Annotated in this window: 9 protein-coding genes and 1 tRNA gene; 7 read left to right on the top strand and 3 right to left on the bottom strand. The window is 67.8% G+C overall.

Annotation, left to right across the window (positions count from 1 at the left end; translation table 11 throughout):
- The first annotated feature begins 53 nt into the window (after nt 1–53).
- Both nudC and ACIOU8_RS05050 read left to right on the top strand, forming a co-directional pair.
- Nucleotides 54–953, top strand: a complete 900-nt coding sequence (gene nudC, locus ACIOU8_RS05055) for an NAD(+) diphosphatase (protein ID WP_400786472.1) — start codon at nt 54–56, stop codon at nt 951–953.
- A complete protein-coding gene (locus ACIOU8_RS05050) occupies nt 950–2,671 on the top strand; it encodes an ATP-dependent helicase (protein ID WP_400786469.1) in 1,722 nt (573 codons plus the stop codon). The genes nudC and ACIOU8_RS05050 overlap by 4 nt, the downstream gene beginning before the upstream one ends.
- Before the next feature lie 777 nt (nt 2,672–3,448).
- On the opposite strand, the gene ACIOU8_RS05045 is transcribed toward ACIOU8_RS05050, so the two are convergent.
- Entirely contained in the window at nt 3,449–4,855 is a 1,407-nt protein-coding gene (locus ACIOU8_RS05045; protein WP_400786467.1) for a zinc-dependent metalloprotease, read from the bottom strand.
- A gap of 117 nt (nt 4,856–4,972) precedes the next feature.
- Between ACIOU8_RS05045 and ACIOU8_RS05040 the strand changes: the two genes are divergently transcribed.
- The 3 genes from ACIOU8_RS05040 (at nt 4,973) to ACIOU8_RS05030 (ending at nt 10,376) form a co-directional block, all read left to right on the top strand.
- Entirely contained in the window at nt 4,973–6,067 is a 1,095-nt protein-coding gene (locus tag ACIOU8_RS05040) for a PDZ domain-containing protein (protein WP_400786465.1), read from the top strand.
- Between the two features lie 46 nt (nt 6,068–6,113).
- Nucleotides 6,114–9,011: a UPF0182 family protein gene (locus tag ACIOU8_RS05035; RefSeq protein ID WP_400786462.1), complete on the top strand. Its 2,898-nt coding sequence runs from the start codon at nt 6,114–6,116 to the stop codon at nt 9,009–9,011.
- 291 nt (nt 9,012–9,302) lie between these two features.
- Complete coding sequence (locus tag ACIOU8_RS05030; RefSeq protein WP_400786896.1) at nt 9,303–10,376, top strand: IS1249 family transposase; 1,074 nt, start codon at nt 9,303–9,305, stop codon at nt 10,374–10,376.
- A 130-nt stretch (nt 10,377–10,506) separates the two neighbouring features.
- Here ACIOU8_RS05030 and ACIOU8_RS05025 read toward each other — a convergent pair.
- Nucleotides 10,507–10,580 (bottom strand) — tRNA-Met (locus tag ACIOU8_RS05025).
- Between the two features lie 78 nt (nt 10,581–10,658).
- On the opposite strand from ACIOU8_RS05025, the gene ACIOU8_RS05020 reads away from it, so the two are divergent.
- On the top strand, nt 10,659–11,474 hold the full coding sequence (locus ACIOU8_RS05020) for a carbon-nitrogen hydrolase family protein (protein WP_400786460.1): 816 nt from the start codon (nt 10,659–10,661) through the stop codon (nt 11,472–11,474).
- 13 nt (nt 11,475–11,487) lie between these two features.
- On the opposite strand, the gene ACIOU8_RS05015 is transcribed toward ACIOU8_RS05020, so the two are convergent.
- Nucleotides 11,488–12,687 carry an aminotransferase class I/II-fold pyridoxal phosphate-dependent enzyme gene (locus ACIOU8_RS05015; protein ID WP_400786458.1) on the bottom strand — a complete coding sequence of 400 codons (1,200 nt, stop codon included), beginning with the start codon at nt 12,685–12,687 and terminating at the stop codon, nt 11,488–11,490.
- A 100-nt stretch (nt 12,688–12,787) separates the two neighbouring features.
- Between ACIOU8_RS05015 and ACIOU8_RS05010 the strand changes: the two genes are divergently transcribed.
- A complete protein-coding gene (locus ACIOU8_RS05010) occupies nt 12,788–14,395 on the top strand; it encodes a S1C family serine protease (RefSeq protein WP_400786456.1) in 1,608 nt (535 codons plus the stop codon).
- The last annotated feature ends 25 nt before the right edge of the window (nt 14,396–14,420 follow it).

The following is a 14,420-nucleotide window of genomic DNA, read 5'->3' as shown; positions in this document are numbered from 1 at the left end:
AGGTGGACGAGGGGGCGGTCCCGCTTCCGCCACGCCCGTGAGAGAGGGAGCCGATGATCGCCGACAGCAGCCGTTCCCTCGACCGTGCAGCTGATCTGCGTGTCGAGCCCGGGATCCTCGATCGGCTCCGGGCCGAGGAGGCGACGAGGGTGATCGCCGTCCGCGACGGTCGGGTGCGCATCTCCGGTGCCGAGCTCGATCCGGCCGCACTGCTGCGGGTGCCCGCCTCCGAGATCGGCGACGCGACCTGGGCGCTCCTCGGCCGCGACGGCGACGGAACCGCGGTGCTTCTCGCCGTTCTGCCGCCGGAGGGCGACACCGTCGATACCACTCCTGATGAGGTCTGGCTGGGTCTGCGCGACCTGGGCGCTCGTCTCGGCTCTGACGACACCGAGCTGCTCATCGAGGCCCTCGCGCTCGGCGGCTGGCTGCGCGACGCGCCCTTCTGCCCGCGCTGCGGGGGAGGGACTGAGGTGCGTCAGGCAGGGTGGTCGCGTCGATGCCTCGTCTGCGGGCGCGAGCACTTCCCCCGCACGGACCCCGCGGTGATAGTCGCGGTCGAGAGCTCAGACGGCGAACGACTCCTGCTCGGCGCGAACGCGAACTGGGGCGGACGGATGTACTCCTGCTTCGCCGGATTCACCGAGGCCGGCGAGTCTCTGGAGTCGACCGTGCACCGAGAGCTCGAGGAGGAATCGGGCGTCCGCCTGGCCTCGTTGCGCTATGTCTCGTCTCAGCCCTGGCCCTTCCCTCGCTCGCTCATGCTCGGGTTCCGCGCGGTGGCTCTGGATGACCACGTGCTGCGCCCGGATGGTGAGGAGATCATCGACGTGCGCTGGTTCACCCGCGACGAGATCGGGTCCGCCCTCGCCGGCGACGGACCGGTCGGTCTGCCTGGGCCCGCATCGATCGCCCGCGCGCTCATCCTCGAATGGTTCGAGGAGCGCGCGTGAGCGCGCTCGAAGCCCTCGACGATCGACAGCGGGAGGCGGCATCCGTTCTGCGCGGTCCCGTCGCCGTGCTGGCCGGCGCGGGAACGGGCAAGACCCGTGTGATCACGCACAGGATCGCCCACGGTGTCGACACAGGCGCGTATTCGCCGTCACGGGTGATGGCTGTGACTTTCACCGCGAAGGCAGCGGGAGAGCTCAGGGGACGTCTGCGCGCCCTCGGCGTCGAGGGCGTCGCCGCACGCACGTTCCATGCCGCGGCACTCGCCCAGCTCAACTTCTTCTGGCCGACGTTGGCCGGTTCGCCCGCTCCGTCGATCATCGACAACAAAGTGAGGCTGCTCGGCCAGGCCGCCGACTCGATGCGTCTGCGTCCGAGCACCGCGACCCTCCGCGACATCGCTTCGGAGATCGAATGGCGCAAGGTGTCGATGCTCTCGATCGAACAGCACTCGCTGCTCGGTCGAACGATGAGCGGAATCGACTCCGCGCAGTTCGTCGAGCTGCAGCAGCGCTACGAGGCGCTGAAGGACGAGCGGCGCCAACTCGATTTCGAGGACGTCCTGCTGGCGTGCGCCGGCATGCTCGAAGCGGAGCCGCGCGTCGCCGCCTCGGTGCACGAGCAGTATCGGCACTTCACGGTCGACGAGTATCAGGACGTCTCGCCGCTCCAGAACCGGCTGCTCGAACTCTGGCTGGGTGACCGCAAGGACATCTGCGTCGTCGGCGATGCGAGCCAGACCATCTACTCGTTCGCCGGCGCCGAGCAGCGCTTTCTGCTCGAGTTCGAGCGGCGGCATCCGGATGCCACGGTCGTGAGGCTCGAGACGAACTACCGTTCGCAGGCGCCGATCCTCGAAGCGGCCAACGCCCTCATGAAGGGTCGGCCGGGGGCACTCGAACTCATCCCCGCGAGGGAGACGTTCAACGCGGAATCGCCCACGGTCACGGCGTACGACTCCGAGCGCGACGAGGCTGAGGGGATCGCCGCTGCCGTGGCGGCCCGAATCGAATCCGGGGCATCGCCCTCGGAGGTCGCGGTGCTCTATCGCGCTCATGCGCAATCCGCCGTGCTGCAGCAGGCGCTCGCCGCAGAGGGGATCCCGACATCGGTGCTGGGCGGGACGCGATTCTTCGCGATGCCGGAGGTGCGTCAGGCGATCCTGGCGTTGCGGGCCGCAGCCGTCGCTCCGACGGAGCAGGGGTTCCTCCCCGGCGTGCAACGCGTCCTCCGCGAGCTGGGGCTCTCCGAAGAGCCGCCCGCGGCCGGTGGCGCGCAGCGCGACGGATGGGAGGCTCGGCGCGCGATTCTGCGTCTCGCTGAAGATGCCGGACCGGATGAGAACCTGCGCACGTTCAGCGATGCGCTCATGGCGCGAGCGAAGGACCAGCACGAGCCCACGATGCGCACCGTGACGCTCTCGACCCTGCACGCCGCCAAGGGTCTCGAATGGCCGCACGTCCACCTCGCCGGCTGGGCGGAGGGTGCACTTCCGATCTCGTATGCCACCGGCTTCGAGGCGATCGACGAAGAACGCCGCCTCGCCTACGTCGGCGTCACGCGGGCCGCGCGTACTCTCTCGCTGTCATGGTCGCGCTCAGCGGGGCGAGGGGAGCGGGCGCCGTCGCGGTTCCTGGCAGAGATGGGAACGACTGCTCGCGGCACCGGCATTCTTCGTGAAATGTCACCGAGCGCCACTCGCGCCGACCATCGCCGCTGACTTCGACGAATGAGCCCGCTGACGACGTCTCCGCGAGGAGCCGTGCGACGAGCGTCGCCGCGTCGGCGATCCGTGCGGCGCTGATCGGGCCCGACGCTCGTCCGATGAGCTGAGCGTGCATGCGCGGCCACGCGTCGTCGCGCTCGCGCTCATGCTCGTCTCGGCAGGTGAGACAGGGGGATTCGCCGGGCATGACCAGGGGGCCGACGGTCGTCCGCCCTCGCTCGAGCGCCACGGGGAGGTGCGAGGTGTCATCGCGAAGGTAGCGGGCGAAGTGCAGGGCGGCGGCGGCGCCCTCGACCAGCACTATTCCGATGTCGGCGGGGTCTTCACGCGTTCCGACGGCGATGCCCTCATCGAGAAGCGCTTCGCGCATGCGGTAGTCGCAGCGAGCATCGGCGACGTCGATGCTCTCCACCCATGCGGCCTTCGGAGCCGGGGCATCGTCGACGAGCAGAGGCTCGAGTCGTGAGAGGAGCATCCGTGCCTCCGCTCGCGGTGCACCGGCGGCGTGCGCGACCACATCGAAGGCCGTGCGCCGGAACCCGGCGGCCATCCGACCGATCAGACGCTCGACCCACGGCTCGGATGCCGCGATGCGCAGCGTGCCCTCGATGCCGATCTGCAGGGTCTCGCCGTCCCGCCAGAGCAACGGAACGGCGGGATCCAGGCGGGTGATGGTCTTGGGCGTCAGAGGAGACATCCCTCGATTCTGCGGAAACCCGAGCTCCCGGTGGGGGAGTCTCGGGCATCCGTGGAAAAGTCAGCGCATCCCGCTCACACCGGGCGGTCGCCTCCGGGGTCATCACCGCCGTCTGAGTCCTGGCCATCTTCCGACTTCTCCGGCTGCTCCTCCGAGAAGTCGTCGCCGTCGAGCAGACGCGCCAGAGCCTCGTCGAACTCATCTGCGACGGGCTGTTCTCCTCGCGCGCTCGCCTGGAGCCGCGCGACCAGCGCAGACGGGTCGTCGATGTCCTCCGAGGTGGGCATGAGGTCGGGGTAGTCCCACAGCGCGTCGCGCCCTGCGATGCCCACGGCGTCAGTCACCGCCTGCCACATAGCCGACGCCTCGCGCAGCCGACGAGGCCGCAGCTTGAGGCCCACGAGGGCGCCGAGAGCATCTTCAGCCGGGCCGCCCACCGCGCGGCGTCGACGGGCCGCCTCGGCGATCCGCGCCCCGTCGGGGAGGCGGGAGGTGGCCTGTGCGGTCACGACGTCGACCCACCCGTCGATCGTCGCCACGAGATTCTCGAGACGAGCGAGTGCCTCGCGCTGCGCCTCCGTCTGCGTGGGCAGCAGAGCGCCGCCCTCGATCGCCGCGCGGAGCTCTTCGGGGTTCGAGGGATCGAGGCGGCTCGCGACGTCTTCGAGTGCATCCACATCGACCGTGACTCCACGGGCGAAATCGGTGATCTGCGCCATGACGTGCAGATGCAGCCACTTCGAATGGCGATACAGCCGGGCGTAGGCGAGTTCGCGGGTCGCCACGTAGAGGGTGATCTGGTCTTCGGGGATCTCGAGACCGTCGCCGAAAGCCGTCAGGTTCTGCGGGATGACAGCCGCGGTGCCGGCGGGAAGCACCGGAATGCCGACATCTCCGCCCGACACGACCTCGAGCGCGAGATTGCCGAGCACCTGACCGAACTGGGCGGCGAACACCGAGCCGCCGAGACCGCGCATGAGCTTGCCCGCACCCTGTACGACGTCGCGCATCTCCTCGGGCACCTGCGTGTCGAGCGCGCTGGTGAGCGCATCCGCGATGCTGGTCGACACGGGGCCGGCGATCTCCTTCCACACGGGCAGGGTCGCTTCGACCCATTCGCCGCGCGTCATCGCCTTGGGCGACTCGCCGAGCTCGGAGATCGTCGTCGCCTCGCCGAGCCACAGATCGGCGAGTGCGAACGAGTCGACGAGGGAACTCCGTGAGCCGTCGGTGATGCCGAGGCCGTCGCGGTTGGCGATGTGCAGGGCCTGACGCAGCGCGTTCTCCCAGGCGTCACCACCGAACGCGCCCTGCAGCTGCGACATGATCGTCTGCATCATCGCCGGGTCGAATTGGATTCCATCCATGCCTGCGAAGGCGTTCTGCAGCGCCTCGGGGTCGATATCGCCGGCACCCTGGCCGGACATCATTCGTCGGAGGAACTCCTGGAAGTCCTCGGGGGTCGGGTCGTTGTCTGACATGTCGCTCGCCTCTCAGCACGCCTAAAGCCGTGGCATCTACGCTAGTCACAGGATCGGCCGCGAGACCCCGAAGCGGGCAGATCGCTGTACGCCGCCCGCGAACGACGGAGGAACCCTGTGGATCGAACCCGGCCTGTGAAGCTCGGACTGGGCGTCTGGGCGCTGGTCGTCGCGCTGATCGCGCTCGTCGTGCTGACCTTCCTCCCGACGCCGTACGTCATCCAGCGTCCCGGCCCGGTCTACGACACTCTCGGCACGGCGGCCGGTGCAGACGGCGAGCAGGTTCCCCTCATCCAGGTCGAGGGCACCGAGACCTTCGAGACCGCCGGGTCGCTCGACCTCACGACGGTGCAGGTCGTCGGCAACCGCGAGCGCACGCCGAGCTGGTTCGAACTCGCACTGGCCTGGACGGATTCCTCGAAAGCGGTGGTCCCGCTCGACTCGGTGTTCCCCGAGGGAGTCACGACAGAGCAGCGAGACGAACGCAACGCGACGCTCATGGTCGACTCGCAGCACGAGGCGACCGCCGCGGCGCTCAACGAGCTCGGCTACGACACCGGAGCCGAGGTCGTCGTGCAGGAGGTCGTCGAGGGTGCGCCGGCCGAGGGTGCTGTCGAGGCGGAAGACGTCATCACCGCCGTCGACGGCACCGCGGTGACCTCGGCCAAGCAGCTGCGTCAGGCGATCCAGGATGCTGCGGGTGCACCGGTCGAACTCACCGTGCAGCGCGGCGGCGAAGAGCAGGTCGTCGAGGTGACGCCAGCCGAGCAGACCGACGGCGACGTGACGACGTGGTTGATCGGAGTCACCCTGCGCACCGACTACGACTTCGAGATCGATGTGACGCTCCAGCTCGACAACGTCGGCGGCCCGAGCGCCGGGATGATGTTCGCACTCGGAATCATCGACACCGTCACCGAGGGAGAGCTCAACGGCGGAGAGAACGTCGCCGGCACCGGAACGATCGAAGCCGACGGCACCGTCGGACCGATCGGCGGCATCCGGCAGAAGCTCTACGGTGCACGTGATGCGGGAGCGGACTACTTCCTCGCGCCGTCGACGAACTGCGACGAGGTCACCGGCCACGTGCCGGACGGTCTCACCGTGATCAGCACGTCGACGCTGGAGGAATCGCTCGCAGCGCTCGACGTGATCGCCGAAGGCGGCGACGTCGGATCGCTCCCGTCATGCGACGTCGTGACCTCCCCGTGACAGGGATGACAGCCGCAGCACAGTAAGGCGTGCCTAGGATGGGAAGGTGACCTCGACTTCTGCACCGAACCCGGCCACTCCCCGAACCTCGCGACGAATATTCGGCATCTCGTTGGCGATCATCGCCGCGCTGATCGCCGCCTTCTTCGTCTTCGCGTCGCTCTACACCGAATTCCTCTGGTTCGACCAGCTGGGCTTCGAGGGAGTTCTCACCACCCAATGGATCGCCACGGCGGTGATGTTCGTCGTCGGATTCCTCGGCATGGCAGTGCCGCTGTTCGTCGCCATCCAGCTCGCGTACCGCCTGCGACCCGTCTACGTGCGGCTCAGCTCGCAGCTCGACAGGTACCAGGAAGTCATCGAGCCGCTCCGCCGTCTCGCGATGTGGGGGATGCCGATCTTCTTCGGCCTGTTCGCGGGCTTCTCCGCTGCCAGCCAGTGGAAGACCGTGTGGCTGTGGGTGAACGGTGTCGCCACCGATGCGGTCGATCCGCAGTTCGGCGTCGACACGGGCTTCTACATGTTCGCGATGCCCTTCTACTCGATCCTCCTCGCGTTCGTGTCGGCGGTCCTGCTGCTCACTCTCATCGTCACGGCCCTGGTGTCGTACCTCTACGGGTCGGTCCGGATCGGCCAGGGCGAGCTGCGCATCTCGAAGCCCGCTCGTATTCAGATCGCGATCATCGCCGGGCTGTACCTGCTGGTGCAGGCGGCGAGCCTGTGGCTCGACCGCTACAAGACCCTCGTCGCTCAGGATGACCGCATCGTCGGTCCCGCGTACACCGGCGTCAACGCGACGATCCCCGGTCTCGCGATCCTCACGATCATCGCCGCGATCGTCGCTGTCCTCTTCTTCGTCACAGCCGTCATCGGTCGCTGGCGCTTCCCGCTCGCCGCGACGGCGCTGCTGATCGTCGCCTCGCTCGTCGTGGGCGTCGGCTTCCCGTGGGCAGTGACCACCTTCCAGGTGGCCCCGAACCAGAACGCCTACCAGGCCGAGTTCTATCAGCGGAACATCGACGGCACCAAGGAGGCGTACGGGGTCGCCGACCTCGAGACGACTCCGTTCGAGGCCAAGACCGACCCCGAGGCCGGCCAGCTGCGTGCAGATGCCGAGACCACGGCATCCATCCGCATCGTCGACCCCGCCGTGATCAGCCCGGCCGTGCGCCAGCTCGAGCAGTACCGCGGGTACTACCAGTTCCAGCAGAACCTCGATGTCGACCGCTACGAGATCGGCGGCGAGATGCAGGACACCGTGGTGTCCGTGCGCGACCTCGACATGGAAGGCGTCGATGTCAGCAACTGGAACAACCGTGCCGCCGTCTACACGCACGGTTACGGCCTGGTGGTCGCGGCGGGCAATCAGCGCACGCCCGACGGCGAGCCGGTGTTCCTCGAGCGCGGCATCCCGACTTCGGGGTTCCTCACCGAGCAGGAGGATTTCGAGCCGCGCGTGTACTTCGGCGAGAACTCGCCCGAGTACTCGATCGTGGGCTCTCCCGACGGCACCGACCCCGTGGAGATCGACTACCCGCGCGGCAAGGACGGCTCGAACGAGACCAAGACCACGTTCGAGGGCGACGGCGGACCGCAGGTCGGCAGCACCTTCACGAAGTTGCTCTACGCCCTGAAGTTCCAGTCGGAGCAGATCCTGTTCTCCAACCTGGTGAACGAGGAATCCCAGATCCTCTACGACCGCGACCCCAAGACGCGTGTGCAGAAGGTCGCGCCGTACCTCGAGCTCGACAGCGACCCGTACCCCACTGTGGTCGATGGACGCGTCGTCTGGATCGTCGACGGCTACACGACGAGCGCGACCTACCCGTACTCGACGAACGTGAGTCTGTCGGAGGCGATCGCCGACTCGAACCTCCCGTCGCCCGCCCTCGCGATCGACGACATCAACTACATCCGCAACTCCGTCAAGGCGACGGTCGACGCCTACGACGGCTCGGTGACGCTGTACGCGTGGGACGAAGAGGATCCCGTGCTGCAGACCTGGCAGAACATCTACCCGTCGACGCTGAAGCCCGTGAGCGACATGTCGGCTGATCTGATGAGCCACGTGCGATACCCGACCGACCTGTTCAAGGTCCAGCGCGACATCCTCGGGATCTACCACATCGACACCGCAGGATCGTTCGCACAGCAGGACAACCGTTGGCAGACGCCCAACGACCCGCGCAGCGACGCGGTGCTGCAGCCGCCGTACTACCTGACTATGCAGATGCCGGGGCAGGACTCCCCGCGCTTCTCGATGTTCTCGACCTTCATCCCGTCGGCGACGGGGAGCGGTGGCAACCGCGACGTGCTGATGGGCTACCTCGCGGTGGACTCGGATGCCGGGTCGGAGGCGGGCGTGAAGGCCGAAGGCTACGGCCAGCTGCGGATGCTCGAGATCGACACCGATACGACGGTGCCCGGCCCCGGCCAGGTGCAGAACACGTACAACTCCGACACCGCCGTGGTGCCGCAGCTCAACCTGCTGCAGCAGGGAGAGTCCGAGGTGCTCTACGGCAACCTGCTGACCCTGCCCGTGGGTGGCGGTCTGCTCTATGTGCAGCCGGTCTACGTGCAGTCCTCGGAGGGCACGAAGCTGCCTCGTCTGCAGAAGGTCCTCGTGGCCTTCGGAGACAGGGTCGCGTTCGAGGACACGCTGACCGCGGCGCTCGACACGCTGTTCGGCGGCGACGCGGGTGCCGCCGGTGGAGACGACCAGGTCGAGCCGACCGAACCGGATCCCGACGCCGGTGAGGTCCCGACCGAGCCGACCGTGCCGACCGACGTCGAGGCGGAGGCCCTCGCGGCAGCACAGCAGGCGCTGACCGACCGCGAGGCAGCTCTCAAGGAAGGCGACCTGACCAAGTTCGCCGAGGCTGACAAGCGCCTCACTGACGCGGTGAACACGCTGCTCGGACTGGAAGAGACCGCGGGGGAGTAACCTTCCGCAACGACGGATGCCGCCCCTCTCGAGGGGCGGCATCCGTCGTTTCCGGTCGAATCCGTCGCAGCCTCGGAGGACGCCGATGGAGATGGTGGCCCTCGGTCAGTTGCGGCACGTGCCCGCGCCGGTGCCGCTCAGCTCGACGAACGGCTCGCCCACCTCGTGGGTTACCGGCCAAAAGGAGTGGATGGGTTCTTGATCTAGGCGCGTGATTCCGGGGGGGGAATCGGGGGGCGGTATGGTCTGCGAGGCTTACTCGTGGATCTTCCCTCGAACTCGACGACGTGCATGGTATGCGGCGCCCGCCTGGTGAAGAACGGTCGGCATCGGTCCGGGACTCAACGGTGGCGGTGCCCGGGGTGCGGGGCATCATCCGTTCGCCGGCGTCCCGACGTCACGAGGCGTGAGCAGCTGTCCCGGTTCGTGAAATGGCTGACCGGGAAGCAGACTCAGGCCGAGATCGATGGCACGACCACGGGCCGCTCATTCCGTCGTGACACGGCCTGGTGCTGGGATGTTGAACCCCAGTTGGAGCCCGCGACGGCGATCTTTCACGCGGTCCTCGTCGACGGGGTCTGGATCGGTGATTACTGCCTGCTGATCGCGCTCAGCGACAAGGGCAACGTCCTCGCCTGGCAATGGTCAGGCGGAGAATCCGTCGCTGCCTGGAAGGCGCTCCTAAACCAGGTCGAAGCCCCCGGGATCCTCGTCTCCGACGGTGGGACCGGCCTGCCGACCGCGCTGGCGGCTTGCTGGCCCGAGACGAAACACCAAAGGTGCCTGTTCCACCTGCAGATGAATGTCTCTCGCCACCTGACCCGCAACCCGAGAACTGACGCCGGACGCGCTCTTCGCGCTCTGGTGATGCGGCTCAGCGAGGTCCAGAACGAGGACGCCGCGATCGCCTGGCAGCTGAAGCTGGAGAAGTGGTGGCAGACGTTCGGGCACCTCACCCGGGAGCGCACGCTGTTCCGCAACGGGCAATGGGGCTTCACCCATGACCGGCTCCGCAAGGCCTGGATGCTGATCCGCCGCGTCTCCCGCAACGACACCTTGTTCACCTGGATCACCTACGGCAACCCCCGCACGACGAGTCCTCTCGAGGGAGGCATCAACGCACAGATTCGCGAGATCCTCCGCCGTCATCGCGGGATGAGCGAAGAACACCGCCGCCGCGCGGTCGAGTGGTTCCTCGTACTTCACGAGCTCCCTCTCGAACGAGCCCTCAGCCTCGCCCGAACCAAACCCGAACCCGAGCCCGACACCGAGCCCGACGAACCCCACGGACCCGCCCTCTACGACACAGGACTCGACGCGGGCGAAGGCCTCTGGCTACGCACCGGATGGGCAGGACGCGGATGACACACCCGACCCCATCCACTCTTTCTGGCCGATAACCCCACCTCGTCGTACGACTCGGTGGATACGGGCATGCGAAAAGCCCCTGATCAGGATTTCTCCCGATCAGGGGCTTTCTTGTGTCGCGTTCTCGTTGCGGGGACAGGATTTGAACCTGCGACCTCCGGGTTATGAGCCCGGCGAGCTACCGAACTGCTCCACCCCGCGGCACGTTTTATAGCCTAACACGCGAATCAGGAGTCCGCGAATCGAGGGCCCACAGGTGCCATGGGGGAGGATGTGAGCATGACCGAGACCGCTTCCGCCGCCGTTCCCGTCGCCGTCTGCCAGTTCGCGCCCACCTCGTCGCGGGAGGACAATCGCGACCGCATCGCGGAGCTGACGGCGGATGCTGCAGCACGCGGTGCGCGCCTGATCGTCTTCCCCGAGTACTCGAGCTACTTCGTGGATCCGATGGACGCCACTCTGGCCGAGAACGCCGAGACGCTGGATGGCGAGTTCGTGGCGACGCTGATCTCCCTGGCCGCCGACTACGGCGTGGTGATCGTCGCCGGACTGGTCGAGCGCGCCTCAGACACGACGCACGTGCGCAACACGATCGTCGCCGTTCGTGGCGACGGGATCCTCGCGACCTACCGAAAGCAGCACCTGTATGACGCGTTCGGCCAGACCGAGTCCGACTGGATCGAGGCGGGCGAGGTCGGAGGTGCGGCGACGTTCGAGGTCGCCGGACTCCGATTCGGCCTGATGACCTGTTACGACCTGCGTTTCCCCGAGGTGTCGCGCACTCTGATCGACGCCGGCGCTGACGCCCTGGTGGTGCCCGCGGAGTGGGTGCGCGGCCCGCTCAAGGAGCACCACTGGACGACGCTGCTGGCCGCGCGAGCGATCGAGAACACCGCCTATGTGATCGCCGCCGACCACCCGACCCCGATCGGCGTCGGGCATTCGCAGATCGTGGATCCGCAGGGTGTCGTGCTCGCCGGAGTCGGAACGACAGAGGGCATCGCGGTCGCGGCCGTCGAGCGCGCTGCCATCGAGCGCGTGCGCGCTGTGAACCCGTCGCTGAGGGTGCGCAGATACGCCGTCGGACCGCGCTGAATCGGCAGGGCACTCAGAAGCTCGACCCGAGCCTCTTCGCCGCTTCTTCGAGGATCTCGACACGTTTGCACGCCGCGAAGCGCACCAGCCCGGCGTAGTCGTCGCGGTGCGTCTCTGACACGAAGGCGGTCAGGGGGATCGCCACCACTCCCGCGCGCTCAGGGAGCGCGCGGCAGAACTCCGCGGCATCGGCCCCACCGAGCGCTGATGCGTCGGCGACGGTGAAGTAGCCGCCCTGCGGCGGGAACACCGTGAACCCCGCAGCCCGGAGTCCCGCACCGAGGATCTCGTGCTTGTGAGCCAACGCCGCCGCGGCCCCTGTGAAGAAATCGTCTCCGAGCCGCAGGCCCAGGGCGATGGCCGGTTGGAACGGCGATCCGTTCACATACGTCAGGTACTGCTTGACGGTCAGCACAGCGGTGATGAGCTCTGCGGGGCCGTGCACCCAACCGATCTTCCAGCCGGTGGCCGAGAACGTCTTGCCCGCCGACGAGATCGTGAGCGTGCGCTCGGCAGCCCCGGGAAGCGTCGCGATCGGGGTGTGCGGGCCTCTGAAGGCGAGATGCTCGTAGACCTCGTCGGTGACGATGATCGCGTCGTGCAACTCGGCGAGGCGGACGACTTCTGCGAGCACCTCGCGATCGAACACGGCACCGGTGGGATTGTGCGGATCGTTGATCAGGATGATGCGTGTGCTGTCGGAGACCGTGGCTGTCAGCAGCTCGAGGTCCGGCTGGAAGTCGGGTGCTCTCAACGGCACCGTGCGCAGCCGGGCACCCGCGAGGGCGACCGCGGCCGCATAGGAGTCGTAGTACGGCTCGAAGACGACGACCTCATCGTCCGGACCGTCGATGAGGGCGAGCAGGGTCGCCGTCAGCGCCTCGGTCGCCCCGGCAGTCACGATCACCTCGCGCGCAGGGTCGACCTCCAGATCGTAGAAGCGCCGCTGGTGCTCGCTGATCGCCTCGAGCAGATCGGGGTTCCCTCTGCCGGGTGGATACTGATTGACCCCGCGGGAGATCGCCTCCCTGGCAGCATCCAGCACCTGTGCGGGGCCGTCCTCGTCGGGGAATCCCTGGCCGAGGTTGATCGCACCGGTTCTGGCCGCAGCAGCGGACATCTCTGCGAAGATGGTGGGCGCGACGCTTCCGTCTGGCGCGAGCAGACCGGCTCCCGCCGCCGTGCGCCGCCATGCTCCGGGGATGACACTCATGAAGAACAGGCTAAGGCCATAGGTGAAACTCATCTTCGCCATACGAAACGCACAGATACAGGCGTCACTCTAAGAGGGCGTTGTTGAAGGAGCACACACCATGAACGAAGACAGCACCCAGGACCACTCGGCACCTGCGTCGAACGACGCAGCGCCGTCCACCGAGGCAGCAGAGGGCGTCGACCGTTCGACGACGAATGCCGCCGCTGAGACCCCCGGCGTGGGCACCGCGCCGGGACCGCACCGGGGACACTACGTGCCCTCGTCGTTCGCGTCGTCGGCCGCTCCGGCATTCGAGGCTCCGACCGCCCCGGTGGCGCCCGCCGCCCCGACTGTGCCCCAGCCCTTCTTCGGAGCCCCAGGACACCAGGCAGGACAGCACCAGCCGGGACCGCACCAGGCGCCCTTCGGAGGGCCGACCGCGTCGTCCCCCGGTGCGGCGTTCGGCCTCCACACGGGAGCCGAGCCCGGCCAGCCGGTCGACGGCTCCTCGAAGGTCAAGGAGACGAAGCCCCGCGCAGGAGTGAAGTTCGCCGCGATCGTGCTCGCGGCCGCCCTCGTCGGCGGCGTCGCCGGGTTCGGCGGTGGAGCGATTCTCAACGGGATCTCGAATCAGGGGTCCACGGGCGTGGCACAGGGTCCCGACACCATCACGGTCAACAACCCAGGGTCCGTCAACGAGACGACCGCCGTCGCGACCGCGGCGCTCCCGTCGGTCGTCACCATCGAGGTGGCCGGCTCCGATCAGGGCGGCAGTGGTTCGGGCGTCATCATCGATGACGACGGCTACGTGCTCACGAACACCCACGTGGTGACTCTGGGCGGCGCCGTGGCTGATCCGACGATCCGGGTCACCACCTCGGACGGTCGCATCTTCTCGGCGACCATCGTCGGGACGGACCCGATCTACGACCTCGCCGTGATCAAGCTCGAGGACGCGACGGATCTCACGCCGATCGACTTCACCGACTCGTCGAAGCTCAACGTCGGTGACACCGCGGTGGCACTGGGCGCGCCGCTCGGTCTGTCGAACTCGGTCACGACCGGCATCGTCAGCGCGCTGAACCGCAGCATCCAGATCGCGTCGTCGGCTCTGCCCGATTCGACGTCGGAGGACGCTCCGCAGGACCAGCAGGAGACCCCCGAAGAGGGCGAGGGGCCGTTCCAGTTCGATCTGCCGGGCAACAGGTCGCAGCAGACGTCCGAGTCGATCTCGATCGCGGTGATCCAGACGGACGCCGCTATCAACCACGGGAACTCCGGTGGTGCGCTCGTGAACGCCAAGGGCGAGCTGATCGGCATCAACGTCGCGATCGCGAGCTCCGGGAGCTCCGAGGAGTCGGGGTCGATCGGGATCGGGTTCGCGATCCCCGCGAACATCGCCCAGCGTGTGTCGGAGGAGATCATCGCGAACGGCGCAGCCAGCCACGGCCTGCTCGGCGCGTCGGTCCGAGACGCGGCCAGCGTCGAGAACGCCGATGTCTCGGGTGCATATATCGCCGATGTCACCGGAGGCGGCGCTGCCGCTGCCGGCGGACTGAAGGCCGACGATGTGGTGACCGCCTTCAACGGAGTGCCCATCACGAGCGCCAGCGACCTCACGGCGCAGGTCCGCGCAGCAGCAGCGGGCAGCGAGGCGAAGGTCACGTACATCCGCGGAGGCAAGGAATACGAGATCGACGTCACCCTGGGCGAGCTCGCCGGCTGACTCGAGCGATCCGGCTCACCGAGAA

It is taken from the genome of Microbacterium sp. NPDC087589, assembly GCF_044743635.1.
In the GTDB taxonomy this organism is placed as follows: domain Bacteria; phylum Actinomycetota; class Actinomycetes; order Actinomycetales; family Microbacteriaceae; genus Microbacterium.
The sequence above is the reverse complement of the archived record's forward strand: the minus strand, read 5'-3'. Positions and strand labels throughout refer to the sequence as shown.

Excerpts from the sequence above, each read along its gene's own strand:
- ACIOU8_RS05030 (WP_400786896.1), top strand. The coding sequence starts at position 9,303 with ATGGTATGCGGCGCCCGCCTGGTGAAGAACGGTCGGCATCGGTCCGGG.
- ACIOU8_RS05015 (WP_400786458.1), bottom strand. The coding sequence starts at position 12,687 with ATGAGTGTCATCCCCGGAGCATGGCGGCGCACGGCGGCGGGAGCCGGT.
- ACIOU8_RS05020 (WP_400786460.1), top strand. The coding sequence starts at position 10,659 with ATGACCGAGACCGCTTCCGCCGCCGTTCCCGTCGCCGTCTGCCAGTTC.
- ACIOU8_RS05045 (WP_400786467.1), bottom strand. The coding sequence starts at position 4,855 with ATGTCAGACAACGACCCGACCCCCGAGGACTTCCAGGAGTTCCTCCGA.
- ACIOU8_RS05010 (WP_400786456.1), top strand. The coding sequence starts at position 12,788 with ATGAACGAAGACAGCACCCAGGACCACTCGGCACCTGCGTCGAACGAC.
- nudC (WP_400786472.1), top strand. The coding sequence starts at position 54 with ATGATCGCCGACAGCAGCCGTTCCCTCGACCGTGCAGCTGATCTGCGT.